Source organism: Mycobacterium sp. SMC-16, assembly GCF_046250085.1.
In the GTDB taxonomy this organism is placed as follows: domain Bacteria; phylum Actinomycetota; class Actinomycetes; order Mycobacteriales; family Mycobacteriaceae; genus Mycobacterium; species Mycobacterium phocaicum.
The window spans coordinates 2,079,406-2,098,533 of the sequence record NZ_CP176427.1; the positions used below are offsets into that span (position 1 = coordinate 2,079,406).

The 19,128-nt window shown below is 67.2% G+C and carries 22 protein-coding genes; 7 read left to right on the plus strand and 15 right to left on the minus strand.

Annotation, left to right across the window (positions count from 1 at the left end):
• Positions 1 to 89 precede the first annotated feature (89 nt).
• Positions 90 to 1,025, plus strand: coding sequence for an alpha/beta fold hydrolase (locus ACJEIK_RS10020; RefSeq protein ID WP_135356737.1), 936 nt, complete (start codon positions 90 to 92; stop codon positions 1,023 to 1,025).
• A 6-nt stretch (positions 1,026 to 1,031) separates the two neighbouring features.
• Here the strand turns inward: ACJEIK_RS10020 and ACJEIK_RS10025 are convergent, their stop codons facing one another.
• The 9 genes from ACJEIK_RS10025 to ACJEIK_RS10065 all read right to left on the minus strand — a co-directional run bounded on the left by ACJEIK_RS10025 (position 1,032) and on the right by ACJEIK_RS10065 (position 7,918).
• Positions 1,032 to 1,382, minus strand: a complete 351-nt coding sequence (locus ACJEIK_RS10025; protein WP_131808759.1) for a hypothetical protein — start codon at positions 1,380 to 1,382, stop codon at positions 1,032 to 1,034.
• Positions 1,383 to 1,474: 92 nt separating this feature from the next.
• On the minus strand, positions 1,475 to 2,980 hold the full coding sequence (locus ACJEIK_RS10030) for a leucyl aminopeptidase (RefSeq protein WP_064859282.1): 1,506 nt from the start codon (positions 2,978 to 2,980) through the stop codon (positions 1,475 to 1,477).
• A gap of 14 nt (positions 2,981 to 2,994) precedes the next feature.
• A complete protein-coding gene (locus ACJEIK_RS10035; protein ID WP_409431429.1) occupies positions 2,995 to 4,104 on the minus strand; it encodes an adenylate/guanylate cyclase domain-containing protein in 1,110 nt (369 codons plus the stop codon).
• A gap of 60 nt (positions 4,105 to 4,164) precedes the next feature.
• Entirely contained in the window at positions 4,165 to 4,623 is a 459-nt protein-coding gene (locus ACJEIK_RS10040) for a YbaB/EbfC family nucleoid-associated protein (protein WP_029118585.1), read from the minus strand.
• Between the two features lie 36 nt (positions 4,624 to 4,659).
• Positions 4,660 to 5,064: a hypothetical protein gene (locus tag ACJEIK_RS10045; RefSeq protein WP_064859245.1), complete on the minus strand. Its 405-nt coding sequence runs from the start codon at positions 5,062 to 5,064 to the stop codon at positions 4,660 to 4,662.
• 76 nt (positions 5,065 to 5,140) lie between these two features.
• Positions 5,141 to 5,998 carry a HEAT repeat domain-containing protein gene (locus ACJEIK_RS10050; RefSeq protein ID WP_234789672.1) on the minus strand — a complete coding sequence of 286 codons (858 nt, stop codon included), beginning with the start codon at positions 5,996 to 5,998 and terminating at the stop codon, positions 5,141 to 5,143.
• Entirely contained in the window at positions 5,988 to 7,331 is a 1,344-nt protein-coding gene (locus ACJEIK_RS10055; RefSeq protein WP_064859244.1) for a putative toxin, read from the minus strand. Before ACJEIK_RS10055 ends, ACJEIK_RS10050 begins: the two co-directional genes overlap by 11 nt.
• Before the next feature lie 10 nt (positions 7,332 to 7,341).
• Entirely contained in the window at positions 7,342 to 7,599 is a 258-nt protein-coding gene (locus ACJEIK_RS10060; protein ID WP_409431430.1) for a WXG100 family type VII secretion target, read from the minus strand.
• Between the two features lie 37 nt (positions 7,600 to 7,636).
• Positions 7,637 to 7,918: a WXG100 family type VII secretion target gene (locus ACJEIK_RS10065; protein ID WP_165605536.1), complete on the minus strand. Its 282-nt coding sequence runs from the start codon at positions 7,916 to 7,918 to the stop codon at positions 7,637 to 7,639.
• 50 nt (positions 7,919 to 7,968) lie between these two features.
• Here ACJEIK_RS10065 and ACJEIK_RS10070 point away from each other — a divergent pair, with 50 nt between their 5' ends.
• Genes ACJEIK_RS10070 through ACJEIK_RS10080 form a run of 3 tightly spaced genes read left to right on the plus strand, consistent with a single transcriptional unit; the run spans position 7,969 to position 10,664 of the window.
• Positions 7,969 to 8,397 carry a hypothetical protein gene (locus ACJEIK_RS10070; protein ID WP_051634574.1) on the plus strand — a complete coding sequence of 143 codons (429 nt, stop codon included), beginning with the start codon at positions 7,969 to 7,971 and terminating at the stop codon, positions 8,395 to 8,397.
• A gap of 11 nt (positions 8,398 to 8,408) precedes the next feature.
• On the plus strand, positions 8,409 to 9,503 hold the full coding sequence (gene gcvT / locus ACJEIK_RS10075) for a glycine cleavage system aminomethyltransferase GcvT (protein ID WP_064859241.1): 1,095 nt from the start codon (positions 8,409 to 8,411) through the stop codon (positions 9,501 to 9,503).
• Positions 9,504 to 9,545: 42 nt separating this feature from the next.
• A complete protein-coding gene (locus ACJEIK_RS10080) occupies positions 9,546 to 10,664 on the plus strand; it encodes a branched-chain amino acid aminotransferase (RefSeq protein WP_061001349.1) in 1,119 nt (372 codons plus the stop codon).
• An 80-nt stretch (positions 10,665 to 10,744) separates the two neighbouring features.
• On the opposite strand, the gene ACJEIK_RS10085 is transcribed toward ACJEIK_RS10080, so the two are convergent.
• Genes ACJEIK_RS10085 through ACJEIK_RS10100 form a run of 4 tightly spaced genes read right to left on the minus strand, consistent with a single transcriptional unit; the run spans position 10,745 to position 13,738 of the window.
• Positions 10,745 to 11,467, minus strand: coding sequence for an adenosylcobinamide-GDP ribazoletransferase (locus ACJEIK_RS10085; RefSeq protein WP_061001348.1), 723 nt, complete (start codon positions 11,465 to 11,467; stop codon positions 10,745 to 10,747).
• 2 nt (positions 11,468 to 11,469) lie between these two features.
• The gene (gene cobT / locus ACJEIK_RS10090) at positions 11,470 to 12,531 is read right to left on the minus strand and encodes a nicotinate-nucleotide--dimethylbenzimidazole phosphoribosyltransferase (RefSeq protein WP_061001347.1); all 1,062 of its coding nucleotides are present in this window, start codon (positions 12,529 to 12,531) and stop codon (positions 11,470 to 11,472) included.
• Positions 12,528 to 13,052 carry a bifunctional adenosylcobinamide kinase/adenosylcobinamide-phosphate guanylyltransferase gene (locus ACJEIK_RS10095; protein WP_061001346.1) on the minus strand — a complete coding sequence of 175 codons (525 nt, stop codon included), beginning with the start codon at positions 13,050 to 13,052 and terminating at the stop codon, positions 12,528 to 12,530. Before ACJEIK_RS10095 ends, cobT begins: the two co-directional genes overlap by 4 nt.
• Before the next feature lie 5 nt (positions 13,053 to 13,057).
• The gene (locus ACJEIK_RS10100) at positions 13,058 to 13,738 is read right to left on the minus strand and encodes a DUF3043 domain-containing protein (RefSeq protein ID WP_061001345.1); all 681 of its coding nucleotides are present in this window, start codon (positions 13,736 to 13,738) and stop codon (positions 13,058 to 13,060) included.
• Between the two features lie 71 nt (positions 13,739 to 13,809).
• Between ACJEIK_RS10100 and ACJEIK_RS10105 the strand changes: the two genes are divergently transcribed.
• Together ACJEIK_RS10105 and ACJEIK_RS10110 are read left to right on the plus strand one after the other, a co-directional pair.
• Entirely contained in the window at positions 13,810 to 14,874 is a 1,065-nt protein-coding gene (locus ACJEIK_RS10105; protein WP_061009758.1) for a glycerate kinase, read from the plus strand.
• Positions 14,875 to 14,922: 48 nt separating this feature from the next.
• Positions 14,923 to 15,291: a HesB/IscA family protein gene (locus tag ACJEIK_RS10110; protein WP_061003004.1), complete on the plus strand. Its 369-nt coding sequence runs from the start codon at positions 14,923 to 14,925 to the stop codon at positions 15,289 to 15,291.
• A gap of 25 nt (positions 15,292 to 15,316) precedes the next feature.
• Here the strand turns inward: ACJEIK_RS10110 and ACJEIK_RS10115 are convergent, their stop codons facing one another.
• Positions 15,317 to 15,949, minus strand: a complete 633-nt coding sequence (locus ACJEIK_RS10115) for a hypothetical protein (RefSeq protein ID WP_064859280.1) — start codon at positions 15,947 to 15,949, stop codon at positions 15,317 to 15,319.
• Positions 15,950 to 16,013: 64 nt separating this feature from the next.
• On the opposite strand from ACJEIK_RS10115, the gene ACJEIK_RS10120 reads away from it, so the two are divergent.
• On the plus strand, positions 16,014 to 16,985 hold the full coding sequence (locus ACJEIK_RS10120) for a carbohydrate kinase family protein (protein ID WP_267325071.1): 972 nt from the start codon (positions 16,014 to 16,016) through the stop codon (positions 16,983 to 16,985).
• Positions 16,986 to 17,060: 75 nt separating this feature from the next.
• Here ACJEIK_RS10120 and asnB read toward each other — a convergent pair whose 3' ends face one another.
• Positions 17,061 to 19,016 carry an asparagine synthase (glutamine-hydrolyzing) gene (gene asnB, locus ACJEIK_RS10125; protein WP_064859234.1) on the minus strand — a complete coding sequence of 652 codons (1,956 nt, stop codon included), beginning with the start codon at positions 19,014 to 19,016 and terminating at the stop codon, positions 17,061 to 17,063.
• Positions 19,017 to 19,128 lie beyond the last annotated feature (112 nt).

A 19,128-nucleotide genomic window follows, 5' to 3' on the forward strand; every position in this document is an offset into this window, starting at 1 on the left:
CTGTGTTGACACCCTCGCTGAGCAGGCTACTGTCGCATTCAAACCAGTACCGGCGGTACGGGATACTTTGAGGTCAGGCAGGTGTGGCGATGGAGTTTGTGGACAGTGCCGACGGGACGCGGATCGCGACCTACGAAGAGGGCAACCCCGACGGTCCGGTGATGGTGCTGGTGCACGGCTGGCCGGACTCGCACGACATGTGGGACGCCACGGTGCCGCACCTCGCCGACACGTACCGGGTGATCCGCTACGACAACCGCGGATCGCGCAATTCCGGTGTGCCCAAGAAGGTTTCGTCGTACACCATGGCGCATTACGCCGACGACTTCGCGGCCGTCATCGCCGCCTTGGCGCCCGGCGAGAAGGTCCACGTCCTGGCCCACGACTGGGGCTCGGTCGGCATCTGGGAGTACCTGTCGCGACCGGAGTCGGTGGACCGCGTCGCGTCGTTCACCTCGACCTCGGGGCCGAGCGCCGACCACACCCGGCGCTTCATCATGGACGGTCTCAAGCGCCCGTATCGGCCGGTGCGGTTCCTGAAATCGGTGTCGCAGTTCCTGCGGTTGACGTACCAGGGTTTCTTCTCGATCCCGCTCGTGGCTCGAGTCCTGGTGCGCGCCAGCGTGCCGACCATCATCCCGCAGTTGCTCAAGCGTCTCGATGGCATGTCCGACAACCAGATTCGGCATTCGGACACCTTTGCGACCGACGCCGCGAACAGCCTCAAGGTGTACCCGGCCAACTACTGGCGCACCCTGTTCAAGGGCCGGCGCGACCACTACGTCAAGGTGCCCGTGCAGGTGATCGTCAACCGCGGCGACCAGTTCGTGCGCCCGTACCTGTACGACGAGACGCCCCAATGGGTCTCGCAGCTGTGGCGCCGGGACATCGAGTCGGGACACTGGTCGCCGATGTCGCATCCGGAGCTGCTCGCCACCGCCGCCCGTGAACTCGCCGAGCACGTGACCGGCGCCGCGCCCACGCCGGAGCTGCAACTGGCTCAGGTCGGCAGCAAAGCCGGCTAGGCGGGCTTATCGGGGTGGTTCGCCGTTGACGTTGACGTTGTGCGTGACCTCGCCCTCGTGGTTCACGTTGACGTTGACGGTGGGATTGCAGGCCGGGTTCTGGAACGCGACGCTGTCGCACGGCATGCCGTTGTTGTAGAACAGCCCGCCACCGTTGTTGTCGCCGTTGTCGAATCCGGGGTCGCACTGATCGTCGCCGCCCAGCCGATCGATGACGTTCCGGAACGGGCACAACTGGTCGGCGATGATGTCCTCGTCTTCGGGATCGGCTAGCGCCTGCGCGGCGCCGCTTACTCCGGCTAATTCCATGCCGATAACGGTGGCTGTGACCGCAGTCGCCTGAATCAACTTATTCATGCAGGAATTTTGTGCCGTTGAGCGGGCGTGCGCGCCGAAAATGCGGTAACTGGAGCTGATCCAGCTACCGCATTGTCGTCGTCTTGGCGGACCTAGCCGTTGGCGGCGATGTCCTCCAGGACCGCGAACATGGTCCGGGTCGGGACGCCGGTGCCACCCTTGCCGGTGTAGCCCCAGGGGCCGCCGGTGTTGTAGGCCGGGCCGGCGACGTCGAGGTGCGCCCACTGCACGCCGTCGGCGACGAACTCGCGCAGGTACACCCCGGCCACCAGCATGCCGGCGTTGCGCGCGCCGCTGACGTTCGCCAGGTCGGCGACCGTCGACTTCAGGTCGTCCTTGAGCTCCTCGGGCAGCGGCATCGCCCAGGCGTTCTCGCCGACTCCCTGCGACAGCTTGGCCACCCGGTCGCGGAACTCGTCGCTGCCCATGACGCCCGGGGTGCGCGTGCCGAGCGCCACGAGCTGCGCGCCGGTCAGCGTCGACGTCTCGATCAGATAGTCGGGGTTGTCCTCGCAGGCGCGGACGATGGCGTCGGCCAGGATCAGCCGGCCCTCGGCGTCGGTGTTGAGCACCTCGATGGTGGTGCCGCCGTATTGGGTCAGGACGTCGCCGGGCCGCTGCGCCGTCGACGACGGCATGTTCTCGGCCATGGGCACGGTGGCGGTGACGTCGACCGCCAGCTTCTGGCGCGCCGCCAGCACGACGGTCGCGATGACGGCCGCGGCACCGCCCATGTCGGAGGTCATGTGGTGCATGTTGGCGGCCGGCTTGATCGAGATGCCGCCGGTGTCGAAGGTGATGCCCTTGCCCACCAGCGCCACCTTCTTGGCGTCCTTCTTGCCGGAACGGTAGGTCAGCCGCACCAGGCGCGGCCCGCGGGACGAGCCCTTGCCGACGCCCACGATGCCGCCGAATCCGGAGTCCTCCAGTTCCTTCTTGCCCAGCACCTCCACCTCGAGGCCCGCCGACTTGCCCAAAGCCTTTGCGCGCTTGGCGAATTCGCCCGGGTACAGGTGGCTCGGCGGGGTGTTGACGAAGTCGCGGGCGGTCGCCACGGCGGTCGCGACGTCGACGCCCCGGGCCGCGGCGGTCTCGGCGTCGTCAGCGGTGGACAGCACCGTCAGCGCCCTCAGGCCGGCTTCCTTCGGGGCGGTCTTGGCGCTGCGGAATTCGGAGAAGCGGTAGGCGCCGAGGATCAGGCCCTCGACGGCGGCCGCCACATCCAGCTCGGACAGCGTGGTCACGACCGTCTCGGTGCCGTTGAGGGAGCGTGCCGCCACGCCCGCGGCGCGGCGGATGACGTCGGCCGGACACTCGTCGCGGTCCTTGCCGAGGCCGACGGTCAGCACGCTGGACACCGGAAGCGACGGGACGAGCACTCGGGTCACCTGCTCGGTCGAGCCCTTCGCGCCCAGGGCCTTCAGTGCCACCTCGATCTCACCGGTGGCTTCGGCGTCCAGGAACGGGTTGGCCAGGACCGTGGCCTCGTCGTTGTCGCCGGTGATGACCGGCACGATCAGCACCGCGGCGTCCAGATCGGACGGCAGGGCGGATGCGACGGTGACGGCGGGGGACTGGTAACCGGGTGCGCTGCTCACCAGGCCCACCCTAGTCACTGTGCCAGTCGGGCCGCCTGCTCAGCCTCTGCGCACACCTCGAACGCGGTCACGGGGTCGTTGAAGCCCTTGAGCACCAACGGCTCCCGTGGCGCGACGGGCCATTTGCCCGGCATGTCGTACCAGGGCGCGGACACCAGAATCTGCCCGGGCTCGGCCGCGGCGACCAGGCGGGCTGCCAGATTCACCGCGTTGCCGAAGTAATCGCCGCCGGTGGCCACCACCGGCCCGAAGCTCAGGCCCGCCCGCACGCGGATGTGGGCCATCTTCGGCCGAGGATGGTGCACCAGGTCGACTGCGACCCGCGCCAGCGATTCGGGTGTCGCGCTGACCCACATCACCGCATCGCCGATGAACTTGATCACCCGGCCACCGTCCGCGTGCACCACATCGTTGGTGATGGCGTTGAACTCGTTCAGCAGGCTGGTCAGATCGTCCGGTGTCAGCCGCTGCGTGAGCTGCGTGAAGTTGGACAGATCGGCAAACCCGATGCCGCACACCACCGTTGACGCTTCGCGGTGGTCGATCGCGTCGAAATACTCTCTGGCGGAGGCGACATGGTGGCGGTGGACGGCGTCGATCATGCCGCCGATGCGCGGGATGAACTGGGCCGCCGCCCGATAGGCGCGCGCGGTGACGAGTTCGTCGTGGGTCTGGGCCAGGTCGAGGTCGGGCAGACCGGTGCGGCTCATCGACGCCAGCGCCTCGGCCATCCGTGCCACGCTGGTACCGACGACCCGCAGGAATCCCCACGCGGCGTCGTCGCCGATCGTGGTCCGCAGGTCCGCACAGGTGCGCAGTGCCTCGATGTCGGCGTCGGAGAGCGTCGGCGCGGTCGGGTCGGACGCTGTCAGGCCCAGCACCGCCCACGTCTGTTGAACGTCGGCCACCGGTACCCCGAGCACGCTCGCGGCATCGGCCAAGCTGTGTCTGGGCTGCCCCGACCACTGCACGACGTCGCCCGCCAGCCCGAACAGCCGGCCCTGTTTCTCGGCCTCGATCATCTGCTCAGCGGTGAGTCCCAGGCTGTCCAGATACTCGATGAGCGGCGCGCGCCGGCGCGCATCGGCGATGCCCGCGGCTTCCAACGCGTCGAAATCGACCACGAAACGAGTCTGACAGCTACCGGGCGGTGATGGGGCGGACTGGGCTTTGCGGATGTGTGGTTACCAGTCGTCTCGATCCTGGTCCGACGGTTGGTCGTATGGGACATAGAAGTCGAATGGGTCCACGTCGTTTGGCAGTTCGTCAGCGCGAGAATTGGCAGCGATGCTGCGGAGAGCCTCGGCTGCAGAGGCGTCGACACCGTCGAAGTCGGCGAGCAGCAGTTCTTGAAGACGATGGACCTCGGCCATGGCCTCGGCGACTTTGGCTGCCATGAGTTGGCTGGCCTTCTGCGCGGTGGCCGCGATCAGTCGGCCGAGTTCTTCGCGGTCGAGGCGCACGGTCTCGTCGGCCAGATCGACATCAGTTACCAGACCGGAGACTGCGACGGTGACGCGAACCAAATCGTCGGGGGAGCAGGCCTGAACTTCGCCGATCTCGTCGACCGCTCGGCGAGTACGTGCGATCAATTCGGCTTGGCCTTCAAGGCTTTCGATGTCGATGAATCGGTTGTCGGTCATTTGGGTAACCATTCGACGTGAATTGACAAGGGGTACTCAGTTGCCGCCATGTCGGAAGACTTCGTAGGCCTCCTGAATTACCGGTGCCACGGCGTCGTACGTCTCCCACGTGTCTGGCGCGGCGTAACTGACCTCGCACCGGGCGATTTCGGGGATAGCGTCGTAGACGCGCAGATACTGACGATAGGCCGCTTCGCAGAACGCGGCGCCGCGTGCGGTGACATCGGCCGAGTTGATCTCTCCGCAGCAGTGGTCGATCAGGAACTTTCCTGGAGTGATCGACCGGGCAAGGAGCGGTGCGGTATTCGTTCTCTCGGTGTCGACCAGATCGTGGTAGGCCAGCCATGCGAAGAACATGCCGATGTGGGTGGCGGCGCAGTCGGGGTCCAGGTCGTGTTCACCGACCGTGTCTTGGTGCCAACCAGCGTCGTCATAGGTCATCGGCGTATTTCTCCTTCAATGGGGTCGGCAGCTCGGTCGAGTGTCCGGAAGTTCTGGAGCGGTGGTGCGGTGCTCGTCATTCGGGCAGCCGTTCCATGGCGCGCTTGGCGACTTTCCGCACCCAGGGATCGTGGTCATTGACGTAGGGCGCGACGCGGTCGCGCACGCCAATGGCCTTCATCGAAACCAGTGCCTTGATGGCGAAGTATGCGTAACCGTTGTCGAGCCAGTGCAGTGCGATTGCTTGTGCTTCCGAGGTCTTTACCCTGCCGAGGTACTCGATCAATGCTCCTCGCGGATAGTCCGGTGGCAATTCGTCGATCAGGGCAGCGATGGCCGGGAAGTCGGTCTTAGTAGCGATATGAGCCAACGCATATTCGGTGAAGTCTCGCACTGGTCCGGCTAATGGCGGTTGTCGCCGCAATTGCTGGATGAGCAGGTCGATCGCCCGTTGGTTGCCGCGCGCGGCCGGGTCGTCCAGAGCACAGATCAGCCCCGAACGCAGGATCTCCCGGTGGTCAGATTCAGGCCCGGGGACACGTTCTTCCAGGTGCGTGAGCCAGTCGATGAAGATGGGGATGCCTTGTGGAACCGTCTCGGCACGGTCGGCCAACTCGCTGACTGTGTAGCAGGGGACGCCGACGGCGGCGAGCTCTTCCATGATTCTGCGGTCGTGTCCGCGTTGGCCGTCCCTGTAGCGCGCTGGGAGGTTGTGCATCCAGTCGTCGCCTTCGGGCATGCCTGGGTAGGTGATGGGTGGCCAGCTGCCGTCGGGGTTCTGCTTCGGAGGTGTGCGGCGCTTTTTGGGCGGCGGGGCTTCCTGCGGTGGTGGCGGTTTGCGGACTAAGTCGGCGCTGGTGGCCTCAACTGCACCGATTGCCTCGCGCAATGCGGCGACGGTGGCATCCCGTGCGCCTTGCGGATCAGATGTCATCGTTGTCGTCCAGTTCTTTGCGGATCAATTGGATCTGTCCAGAATCGATCATGGCCTGAATACGCGGATCGTTAATCACGGTGCGGTGATCGACCACCAACGTCATGGTGAAACCCTGCTGACGTGCCCACTCGGTCTCCGCGGCGATCTGGTCGTAGTTGCCACGAATCTCGTTGGTGTTCTTGACTTCAACGACATTCTTGTTGGCTCGGTCGATGTAATCCGGTTCGACGATCCTCGGGACACCGTTGACCGTGACCCTCACCCATCGTTTCTTGTAATTGCCCGGCACCCCGGCCCGTTGTTCGCCGCGTTTGCCGGCTGCGTCGTTATCGCGGTCGTCGCGGTTCCGAATCGGATTGGTCTGTCGAGGTGTGCGGTTGAGAATCGACGACAGCCCCTGGGTGCTGCCGGTCGCGAGCGAATAGATGCCCTGATTGGACTTCGCGGCAGTGTCGACCGTGCCGTTGATGCCTTCGATCAGCTTGTCCATACCGCGGGCGTACGCGATCTTGTTGGTTTTGATCAATTCGTCGAGCTGACGGACTATCCAGGACCCGAACGGAAGCCGGCGCGCGGCGATCTTGTCGATCTCGTACGACTTGATGATCAAATCGAGAATCTTCAGGGATGTGCGGCCGGTGCTCTTGTCGATATTGGCAACCCGGTGAACTTCCGAGCATGCCGTGCCCAAAGCGCTGGCTGCGTCGCCAGTGTCTCGCAAGGATCTGCAGACGGCCGCGACTTCGTCAACGATTCCGTTGACTTCGGGACTCTGGTGTTGCGCGTCGTCGGTGAACACTGTGGTGATGTCGTTCCACAGCTGCACGGCTGTGGCGCCCTTGCTGTTGGCAAAACTCGTGAATTGTTTTCCGGCGCTGTCGATTCGGCCCTCATCACAGTCAGCCCATTGCTTGGTGACGTACTCGGCAATCAACTCCCATCGGTCGGGCTTCTCGTGCGTTCCGCCAACCGCATGCTGACTCGGATGGAGATTTGTCTCCAGCGTGCACCCCTGGGGTGTCGGTGGGGTTGGCTGGTTCCCGCCACCGCCAGATTCGTTTTCGGCATGGGCGTGGTTGAGGCCAGCCTGATGAACGAGGTAACCCAGTTCGCGGGCAGCGATGGCGGTGGTTGACCCAAGTTCGAAGACGTCGGAGGCGGACTGGTCAAAACTCTGGGCCCATGTCGGTCCTCCGGAGGCATAAGTTCCCGCGGACTGGCTGACGTCCAGTGCGTTGTCGAGATTCTTTACGTCCATTGCGAGCTGCGTGGATGCGGCACACAGTTTGGCGGCCACGGCGTAGTAGTTCTCCGGCGTGATCTTCGTCAACAGACCCGTCCTATCGGAACATTTCGATGTTCTTGCGCCGCGCCTCGGCGCAGTTGTCGCGCGCCGTGGCCACGTGCGTCCGGTATGCCTTCAGCGATTCCAGATGTTCGCGGGCGGTGGCCTGCCAGCCCTCGTGGAATTCGGTGAAAGCCGTTGCAGCCGAACCGGAGTAGTGATTAAGTACGGCCGCCACCGTGGATCTCGCGTTGTCGCAATGGGTTGTGATCTCCTCGATCGATCGTTCAAGCGCTGTGATGAACTCGTTCATCTCATCGAGGTTGTATTCGTATGTGGGCAACGTCGTCTCACATCTGTTGTGCGATGTCGGCACCAGACGACGCATCCTGACCGCGATAAAGACGAGCAGCGACAGACAGTTTCGTGGCGTTGTCCGCCAGCGCGTCGAGGTGCCGACGGAACTTGTCGTGTACATCGGCCCAGATTTGTGCACCCGCGTCGGCGGCGCGGCCATGCCACGCGCCCTGAAGCGTTTCATGGCTGTCGCGAGCCCTCGACAATGCCGCTTGGATGGCACTATGCGCCGCATGGAGCTGCGCCGCACCGTGATCCAGTACGTCTGGATCCACCCGTAAACTGTTATCCATCCCCACCCCCCCACGAGGTACGAGATCCGCCGATGGACTGGCATACGCAATTCAGCCCTGCAACCCAAGCTGATCTCAACGAGCTGCTGCAGGCCAGCATACAAGCGGCTGCCACGGCACTGAGCTTTCAGAACCTGGCGCCGTTCATGTTGGTCATCGATTCTGGCGGCCACCGCACCATGCGCGCCTTGGGGACGTCCGTCCGTAACACTGCGGATGCCGTCATGTCGGCACTCCAGAACGACGACGACGCTCAACTGGTGCGGGCACGCGCCACTGTCTTGGATGTCACTGTGCGCGCACCATTCGATGGCGACGCGATCAACATTCGGCTCGAACATCGTGACGGCCCGGCGCTCGACGTCTTGGTTCCGTATCGAACGACCGCTGACGGCGTCACAATCGACGCCGAAGCCATGACAACCAGCGTCGATACCCCGAAACTCTGGCCGCCGAGCTAGGCTTTCCGGCCGTGAGCGAACTGTTGCAGGGCCCGCTGGAAGACCGTCACCGCGAACTCGGGGCGAGTTTCGCCGAATTCGGCGGCTGGTTGATGCCGGTGTCGTACGCCGGCACCGTGGCCGAGCACAACGCCACCCGCGAGACCGTCGGCCTGTTCGACGTCAGCCACCTCGGCAAGGCCCTGGTGCGTGGCCCCGGCGCCGCCGAGTTCGTCAACTCCGCATTCACCAACGACCTGCGCCGCATCGGGCCGGGCAAGGCGCAATACACGTTGTGCTGCAATGAATCCGGCGGAGTGATCGACGACCTGATCGCCTATTACGTCTCCGACGACGAGATCTTCCTGGTGCCCAACGCGGCCAACACCGCCGCCGTGGTCGCCGAGCTGCAGCGCGTCGCCCCGCCCGAACTGACCATCACCGACGAGCATCGCTCCTACGCCGTGCTGGCCGTGCAGGGACCGAAGTCCACCGAGGTGCTCACCGCGCTCGGGCTGCCGACCGACATGGACTACATGGGTTACGCCGACGCCGAATACAACGGCGTGCCGGTCCGGGTGTGCCGCACCGGCTACACCGGCGAGCACGGCTACGAACTGCTGCCCGAGTGGGGCCGCGCGGGTGTCGTGTTCGACGCGCTCGTCGCCGCGGTCAAGGACGCCGGCGGTGAACTCTCCGGGCTGGGCTCGCGCGACACGCTGCGCACCGAGATGGGCTACCCGCTGCACGGACATGAACTGTCACTGGATATTTCGCCGCTGCAGGCCCGCTGCGGCTGGGCCATCGGCTGGAAAAAGGACGCGTTCTGGGGCCGCGACGCCCTGCTCGCGGAGAAGGAAGCCGGCCCCAAGCGCACGTTGCGCGGTCTCAAGGCGGTCGGTCGTGGCGTGCTGCGCGCCGACCTCACCGTCTTGGATGGCGACAAGCCAGTCGGCATCACCACGTCGGGCACCTTCTCGCCGAGCCTCAAGGTCGGTATCGCGCTGGCGCTGCTCGACACCGCGGCCGACATCGCCGACGGCGCGCGCGTGACCGTCGACGTCCGCGGCCGGGCGCTCGAGTGCGAGGTCGTCGCGCCGCCGTTCGTGGCGGCCAAGACGCGCTAGCCGCGACGAAAACGCGCTAGCCACGGGCGATACAATCGGCATATGACCGATGGCCCCCTCGAATTCACCGTTTCGCGCGCGAGCAACCCGGCGAGCGACGAGGTAAGGGCCCAGGTTCTGGCCGACCCCGGATTCGGGCGGTTCCACACCGACCACATGGTGGCCATCGACTACACCGTCGACCGCGGCTGGCACGACGCCCGGGTCACCGAGTACGGCCCCATCGAGCTGGATCCGTCGGCCATCGTCCTGCACTACGCGCAGGAGGTCTTCGAAGGTCTGAAGGCGTACCGCTGGAATGACGGCTCGATCGTGTCGTTCCGCCCGGAGGCCAACGCCGCCCGACTGCAGTCGTCGTGCCGGCGCCTGGCCATCCCGGAGCTGCCCGAGGACGTCTTCGTCGAGTCGCTGCGTCAGCTGATCGCCGTCGACAACGAGTGGGTGCCCGCTGCCGGTGGCGAGGCGTCGCTGTACCTGCGGCCGTTCATCATCGCCACCGAGCCGGGCCTGGGCGTGCGGCCCGCCAACGAGTACCGCTACCTGGTGATCGGCTCGCCGGCCGGCGCCTACTTCAAGGGCGGCATCAAGCCGGTGTCGGTGTACCTGTCCACCGAGTACGTGCGGGCCAGCCCCGGTGGCACCGGTGCGGCCAAGTTCGGTGGCAACTACGCCGCCTCGTTGCTCGCGCAGGCGCAGGCCGCCGAGATGGGTTGCGACCAGGTGGTCTGGCTGGACGCCATCGAGCGCCGGTACGTCGAAGAGATGGGTGGCATGAACCTGTTCTTCGTGTTCGGCAGCGGTGGTTCGGCGCGGCTGGTCACCCCGGAGCTGTCCGGTTCGCTGCTGCCCGGCATCACGCGGGATTCGTTGCTGCAGTTGGCCGTTGACGCCGGCTTCGCGGTCGAGGAACGCAAGATCGACATCGACGAGTGGCAGAAGAAGGCCGCCGCGGGCGAGATCACCGAGGTGTTCGCCTGTGGTACCGCGGCCGTCATCACCCCGGTCGCGCACGTGAAGTACGGACACGGCGAATCGGCCGGCGAGTTCACCATCGGTGATGGCCAGCCCGGTGAGGTCACCATGGCGCTGCGCGACACCCTCACGGGAATTCAGCGCGGCACGTTCGCCGACACCCACAATTGGATGACCCGGCTGGGATAGTTTCCTGCGTTGACGCTGCGGCTACGGCGCAAAGGTGCGAGTACGCAGCGCCCTGGCCGCAGTGTCAACGAGGTTTGCGGCTAGTGGGCAGCGAGTCCCAGCGCCGTCAGCGTCGTCGTGATCTCGACGGCCGCGCCCAGCACGTCGCCGGTGATCCCGCCGAACCGGCGGACGCAGTGCGCCACCAGTAGCGCGGTGACCCCCAGGGCGACGAGTACGACGACCGGGCCCTGCCACAACCGCGGCGTCGCCCACGCCGATGCGGCCGCGACCGCCACCGTCCACGCCGCGACCACCCATACCGGTTGGCTACCGGCAACCATCGCACCCAGCGTGCTGCCCGGTGCCGCCGGTACCGACGTGCGGCAGGCCGTCAGGGCGGCGACGCGGCCCGCAGTGACGGCGACGACGACCGCCACCGGGCTCAGCGCGGCGAACGTCATGCTCTGTGCGCCGATCGCGACCACGATCGCGGCCACCCCGAACGGGCCCGCGGTGCCGCCGCGCATGACGGCCAGGGCCCGCTCAGGCGGTCCGTAGCAGCCGAGGCCGTCGACGGTGTCGGACAGCCCGTCGATGTGCAGGCCACGGGTCAGCAGGAGCAGCACCGCCACCGCGAGCAACCCGGCGAGCGGGCCGGTCATGTACACCTGCCCGGCGCCCCACACCACGGCCGCGGCGATACCGCCGAGAACGACGCCCACGGCCGGCAGTGCGGTCAGTGTGCCGCGGCCGAACGGCCGGTCACTGCGCACCGGCAGGACGGTGCTGAACGCGAAAGCCGAAGCGAGGGAACCGATCACAGTCAGTGGGCGGGTTTGTCGGTGACGTTCGCCTCGCCGAATGTGGCCATGGACGCCAGCGTCGCGACCGCGGCCCGCAGCACCGGCAGCGCCACCGCCGCGCCGCTGCCTTCGCCCAGGCGCATGCCGAGGTCCAGGATCGGGGTCAGCTGCAGGCGCTGCAGTGCCACCGCATGAGCGGGTTCGGTCGACAGGTGCGCGGCCTGCCACCAGGTCTTCGCGCCGGGGGCCAGCCGGTCGGCGACGAGCGCGGCCGCCGTCACCACCATGCCGTCGAGCAGCACCGGCGTACGTCGCAGGGCGGCCTGGGCCAGGAAACCGGCCATGGCGGCCAGGTCGGCACCGCCGCAAACGGCAAGCAGCGCAACGGGATCGGCCTTGACCTGGCGGGCACGGAACAGCGCGTCGCGGATCGCCGCGGTCTTGCGCGCCCAGCCCTCGTCGTCGACACCGGTGCCGCGGCCCACGACGGCAACGGGCTCGGTCGCCGTCAGAGCGGCGACCAGAGTCGTTGCCGGAGTGGTGTTTCCGATGCCCATGTCGCCGGCGATGAGCAGGTCGGCACCCGCGTCGACCTCCTGATCGGCGATGGTGCGACCCGCCGCGATCGCCGCGATGGCCTCCTCGGTCGACAGCGCGTCCTCGACGGCGATGTTGCCGCTGCCGCGCCGCACCTTGTGGGCGCCGATCGCGGGGGAGTGGGCCTCACCGTCGACGGCGATGTCGGCCACGCGCACGGTGGCGCCGGCCACCTCGGCCAGCACGTTGATGGCGGCGCCGCCGGCGTCGAAGTTCGCCACCATCTGCGCGGTGACCTCTGACGGGAACGCGGAGACGCCCGATGCCGTCACGCCGTGGTCGCCGGCGAACACCACGATCCGCGCCCGCTCGAATTGCTTTGGCGGACAGACGCCCTGGCACGCCGACACCCAGACCGACAAATCCTCGAGGCGTCCCAGCGCGCCCGGCGGCTTGGTCAAGGTGAGCTGACGCGCGAGGGCAGCCTCGCGCACGTCGGCGTCGGGTTTGGTGAGATCGGGGAACTGGGCGCGGGGATCGCTCATCTGGGCTCCTTGACGGTGAGAGGCTGGCCGGCCACCACCAGCACCACGCGGTCGCAGACCGCGGCCAGGCGCTGGTTGAGCGAGCCCAGTTGGTCGGCGAACCGGCGGCCCGATTCCGTGGCGGGGACGACGGTCAGGCCCACCTCTGGGCTGACCAGGGCCAGTGGCGCGGTGAATTCGCTGACCGCGGAGGCCAATTCGTCGACATCGGTCTGGATCGAGCCGCCGGTCCAGGCGGCGCGCCGGTCCATCGCGGCGACGAGCCATCCGCCGATGTCATCGACCATCGTGGCGGCCGAGTCGCGCAAAGTAGCTGCCACGTCAGCGGATTCGACGGTCGACCAGTGCACCGGGCGACGGTTCTGATGGGCCGAAACCCGGGCCGCGAAGTCGGCGTCGCCGTCGACGGACCCGGTCGCGACGTAGCGCACCGGCCCGTCCGGACCCGCCGCACGGGCGATCCAGTCCTCGGCCCACTGCGACTTTCCCGACCGGATGCCGCCGAGCACCAGGGTGCGCACCGGGCTCAGTCGACCTTGTCTCCGCGGTTGACCTGCGGCTTCGGCACACGCATGCGGCGCAGCTGCGAAGCCCGGCTGGACGCGTAAAAGCCCAGCTTCCAACCGCTTTCGGTGTTGCCCGGGAACTTCGCGTCGACTCGCTTGTTGATGCGCCGGCTGAGCAGGACGCCGTCGATGGCCATGATGACCATCAGACCCAGCATCGCGACCGACAGCAGGCCCTGGGTCTGCACCGGCGGCAGCGCCATCATGAAGAACACCAGCACCAGCGCCGACGGCATGAACAGCCCCAGCACGTTGCGCCGGGAGTCGACGAGGTCGCGGACGTAGCGCTTGACCGGGCCCTTGTCACGGGGCAACAGGTAGGCCTCGTCGCCGGCCATCATCTTGGCGCGGCGCGCATCCATGTCGGCGCGGCGGGCCACGCGGTCGGCCTTGCGCTCTTCCTTCGACTTCGAGTTGCGCAGCTCCTTGCGGCGCTTGCGGGCCTCGGCCGTCGTCATCGGCGCCGGTGCGACCGGGCCGCGCTTACGGTTCGCGCTCTGCTTGGGAGTGGGGCGACCCTTGGGCGCGGTGGTCCGGGCCCCGGCGTCGTCGCCCGCGTCAACTGTCATGTCGACGTCGTCAGCATTGCCACTCTCGTCTCCGGAGTCGGCGTTGTCCTTCTTGCGGCCCAGCAGATTCACGCTGTCAGGTTACTTCGGTCGCCGCCGTCGGCCGTCATGCACCCGAGCCGTGGGCGGCTTAACCTGCTCCGATGAGAGTCCTAGTCGCCCCCGACTGCTATGGCGACAGCCTCACCGCCGTGGCGGCCGCGGCGGCCATCGCCGCGGGCTGGGCCGCCGCGCGGCCGGCCGACACGCTGGTGCTCGCGCCGCAGTCCGACGGCGGCCCGGGCTTCGTCGACGTCCTGGCCGAACGGCTGGGCGGTCTGCAGGCGGCCACGGTGCGCGGCCCGCTGGACCGCGACGTCACCGCGCACTGGGTGCTGCACCAGGACACCGCGTACATCGAGTGCGCGCAGGCCTGCGGATTGGCGCTGCTGGGCGGGCCGCCCACCGTGCGGACCGCGCTCGACGCCACCAGCTTCGGGGTGGGGCAACTGGTGGACGCGGCGCTGACCGCGGGCGCGACGAAGGTGGTCGTGGGGCTCGGCGGCAGCTCGTGCACCGACGGTGGCCAGGGGCTTGTCGCGGCGCTGGGCGGCCTGACGCCAGCATCTCGGAGGCTCGCCGGCATCGAGGTCGTCGTCGCCTCCGACGTGGAGCACCCGCTGCTCGGTCCGATGGGTGCCGCCGCGGTGTTCGGCCCGCAGAAGGGCGCAGATCCGGCCACGGTGGTGCTGCTGGAGCAGCGGCTCATGGCGTGGGCCCGTGAACTCGAATCGGTGGCCGGCCGCGACGTCGCCGTCGAGCCCGGAGCCGGCGCCGCCGGCGGGCTGGGAGCGGCGCTGCTGGCGCTGGGCGGACGGCGCGAATCGGGCGCGACGGTCATCGCCACCCATACCGGGCTGGCCGCGGACCTGGCCGCCGCTGACCTGGTCATCACGGGTGAGGGCCGGTTCGACGACCAGTCGCTGCACGGCAAGGTGATCAGCGCCCTGGTCGGCCAGGCGGGCGGCAAGCCCGTCCTGGTGCTGGCCGGGCAGGTGACGCTGGACCCGTCGGCGCTGGCCGGTGCCGGCGTCGCGGCAGCCCATTCGATCGTCGACCACGCCGGTTCGGTGGAGCTCGCCATCAGTGATGCGGCCAACCAGCTGGCCGGGTTAGCTGCAGGCGTAGCCGCTGAACTCGGGAATAACGGCCCGACAAGGTACCGTTGATGGTGCCTGGATATTGCCAGGCAATCGAGTGTGCACCAGGGAGAAGCAATGACTGTTGAGGACGCGACCACCACCGGTACCTCGACCGAGACCCACGGCGTGATCTTGTCCGACGCTGCGGCCGCCAAGGCCAAGGCCCTGCTGGATCAGGAAGGCCGTGACGACCTCGCGCTGCGTATCGCCGTGCAACCGGGCGGCTGCGCCGGCCTGCGGTACAACCTGTTCTTCGATGACCGCACCCTCGATGGTGATCTCACCACCAACGTCGGTGGCGTCAATCTGACCGTCGACCGGATGAGTGCCCCGTACGTGCAGGGCGCGACCATCGACTTTGTCGACACCATCGAGAAGCAGGGCTTCACGATCGACAACCCGAACGCCACCGGCTCCTGCGCCTGCGGCGATTCGTTCAACTGATTCAACCGGCCGGTCCGGCGGCCTCCTACAGGGAGTCCGCCGGGCGCGGCAGGTACGAGCAGACCAGGGTCTCGCGCGGCTGCACCAGCAGCTGAGCGACAGCCTGGAATTCGTTGTTCTTGGGTCCCGAACCGCGCGGCAGCCGGCCTGATGGCGCCACCTTCATGGTGAACAGCACCTGCGCCTGATTCGGGGACAGCATCACGATCTTGTCGATCGACGTCACATCCGCCTGACCGAACTGCTTGCGGAACGCATCACTGGCCAGATTCGCCACCGTGTAATCCGTGGCGTGATCCTTGATGCCGTCATACAGGCCGCACAGCGCATGGCGCGCCACGGTCTGCTTGTCCTGATGCAGCAACGCGTTGAGGTATCCCTGGATCGCGGACTTGGCGGTGGCATCGGTCAGACCGCGATCGCTGGTGCTGCGCACCGCGAAGATGATGCCGCCGATGACGGCGACGACCGCGACGACAGCGCCGACGACCAGCAGGATGCGCTTCTTGTTGTTTCCGCCGCCCGACGGGTACTCCACGGCCGGTGGCAGCGTCGTCGGGTAGGCCGGAGGCGGGCCGCCGAAAGGGGCTCCGAATGTGGGGTTCCCCGGACCCGGCTGCGGGGGGATCGATTCCGGGTACGGATATGCGCCGTCCATGTTGACCACAGGCTAGCGCACCCGCGCAGGCGGGCCGGGGCGTCAGCCTGGGTAAGCTCGCCGAATGACCATTGCCGTGACCGGATCGATCGCGACCGACCATTTGATGCGCTTCCCGGGCCGATTCGCCGAGCAGTTGCTGGCCGAACACCTGCAGAAGGTGTCGCTGAGCTTCCTGGTCGACGACCTGGTCGTGCACCGCGGCGGCGTCGCGGGCAACATCGCCTACGCCATCGGCATCCTGGGTGGTAGCCCGACGCTGGTCGGCGCGGTGGGCAAGGACTTCGACGACTACCGCGGCTGGCTGACGTCGCACGGCGTCGACTGCTCGCAGGTGCTGGTGTCCGACTCCGCCTACACCGCACGATTCGTTTGCACCACCGACGAGGACATGGCGCAGTTGGCGTCGTTCTATCCCGGCGCCATGTCCGAGGCACGCAACATCAAACTGGCCGACCTCGTCGCCGCCCAGGGCGAGCCCGAGCTCGTGATCATCGGCGCCAACGACCCCGAGGCCATGTTCCTGCACACCGAGGAATGCCGGAAGTTGGGTCTGCCGTTCGCCGCGGACCCCAGCCAGCAGCTGGCCCGGCTGTCCGGCGAGGAGATCCGCCGCCTCATCGACGGCGCCACCTACCTGTTCACCAACGACTACGAGTGGGACCTGCTGCTGCAGAAGTCCGGCTGGTCCGAGGCCGAGGTGATGAGCCAGATCCAGCTGCGGGTCACCACGCTGGGGGAGAAGGGCGTCGACATCGTCGGCGACGGTTCGTTCGTCCACGTCGACGTGGTGCCCGAGAACGAGAAGGTCGACCCGACCGGCATCGGTGACGCGTTCCGCGCCGGTTTCCTCACCGGCCGCGGCGCCGGCCTGAGCCTGGAACGGGCCGCTCAGCTGGCCTCGCTCGTGGCCACGCTGGTCCTCGAGGCGCCGGGTCCGCAGGAATGGACCTGGGACAAGGCCACCGCGCTGCCGCGGCTGTCGGACGCGTTCGGTGTCGAGGCCGCCGATGAGATCGCCGCAGCCCTGAGCTGATAACCGCCGAAAGTGCGGGAAACGACCGAATTCAGTGCGAATTCGCGGTCATTTCACGCACTTTCGTCGTATGGGTCAGAGTTCGACGGGGTAGACGGGCTCGCTGATCCGCGGCGTCACGCTGCCCTCGATGAAGATGGCGTGCCACAGCATGAAGATCAGCACCGTCCACAGCCGGCGGCTGTGATCGCTGACGCCGTTGCGGTGCTCCTCGAGCATCTCGCGGACGGCGTCGAGGTCGATCAGATGCCCGGCCTGCGACGCGTTGACCGTCGCGTACGCCCACTCCAGCAGCTCGCCCGAACGCAGCCAGTGCCGGATCGGCACCGGGAAACCCAGCTTCGCGCGGTGCAGCACATGAGCGGGCACGATGGGCTCGAGCGCCCGGCGCAGCGCGTACTTCGTGGTGGTGCGCGTGATCTTCTGGTCGTACGGCAGCTTGGACGCCACCGCGAACACCTCGGGGTCCAGGAACGGCACCCGCAGTTCCAGTGAATTGGCCATCGTCATCTTGTCGGCCTTGACGAGGATGTCGCCGCGCAGCCAGGTGAACAGGTCCAGGTGCTGCATGCGCGCCACCGGGTCCCAGCCCGCGGACTCGGCGTAGATCGGCGCCGTCACATCGGTGTGGGTCCATTCGGGATCGAACTGCGCGAGGGTCGACTGCAGCTGCTCGTCGGAGAAGCTGCGGGCGTTGCCGTAGTAGCGCTCCTCGAGCGTCAGCGACCCGCGGTGCAGCAGGCTCTTGCCGCGCATACCGTCCGGCAGTGATTTCGACGCCTTGCCCAGTCCGCGCCGCAGTCCCCGCGGTACGCGATCGAAGGCCTTGAGCGACAACGGTTCCCGGTAGATGGTGTAACCGCCGAACAGTTCGTCGGCGCCCTCGCCGGAGAGCACGACCTTGACGTGCTTGCGGGCCTCGCGGGCGATGAAGAACAGCGGCACCAGCGCCGGGTCGGCCACCGGCTCGTCCAGATACCAGACGATCTCGGGCAGTGCCTCGACGAACTCGGCCTGGCTCACCACCTTGGTCACGTGCCGCGCGCCGATGGCCTCGGCGGAGGCGACGGCCACGTCGACCTCGGAAAAGCCTTCGCGCTCAAAGCCCGTCGTGAACGTGATCAGTTTGGGGTTGTGCCGCATCGCCAGCGCGGCGATGGCGGTGGAGTCGATACCTCCCGACAGGAACGCACCGACGGTGACGTCGGCCCGCATGTGCTTGGCGACCGAATCCTCCAGAACCGCGGTGATCTCGTCGTACCGGGCCTGCTCCTGCCCTGTGACAAATGGCACAGCGCTGAACTTCGGCTTGAAGTAGCGCGTCACCTCGGGCTGCTGGCCCGGCCGGATGCGGGCGTAGCTGCCCGACTCCAGCCGACGGATCCCGCGCTGCAGTGTCTCGGGTTCGGGCACGTACTGCAGCACCGTGTAGTGCTGGACGGCGCGCTCGTCGATGCTCAGGTCGATGCCGGCGCGCGCCGCGAGGTCGAGGATGCACTTCTTCTCACTGCCGACGATCGTGCCGCCGGGGCCCGTCGCCAAGTACAGCGGCTTGATGCCGAACGGGTCACGCGCGCAGAACAACTCACGGGTCTCGGTGTCCCAAAGCGCGAAGGCGAACATGCCGCGCAGGCGGCCCAGCGCCGCGGTGCCCCAGTAGTGGTAGGCGGCGACGATCGCCTCGCTGTCGCCCTCGGTGGCGAATTCGGCGCCGAACTCGGTCCGCAGTTCTTCCCGAAGTTCGAGGTAGTTGTAGATCTCGCCGTTGAACACCAGCGCATAGCGGTTCGGCGACTCCGGCGGACCCCAGCGCAGCGGCTGGTGGCTGTGCGCGATGTCGATGATGGAGAGCCGGTTGAAGCCGAAGACGACGGTGTGGTGTCCGTCGGTCGGATCGCTGTCATCGGCCCATGCGCCCGACTCGTCCGGGCCCCGGTGGCGCATCGGATGCGTGGCATCCGAAACGGCGTTCACCAGGTCAGTGGAATGGTCGGCAACAGGGTCGGCCAGGTAGGCCAGCAGTCCGCACACGGCGCCAGTATGCCTGTTCAGGCAGGTGAACTCAGAACCGGCGCTGCCGATTGGCCGGTCGCTTCGCTCGGCACCGTGGGCGTGGTCTACGCTGCGTAGTATTCGACCGGCT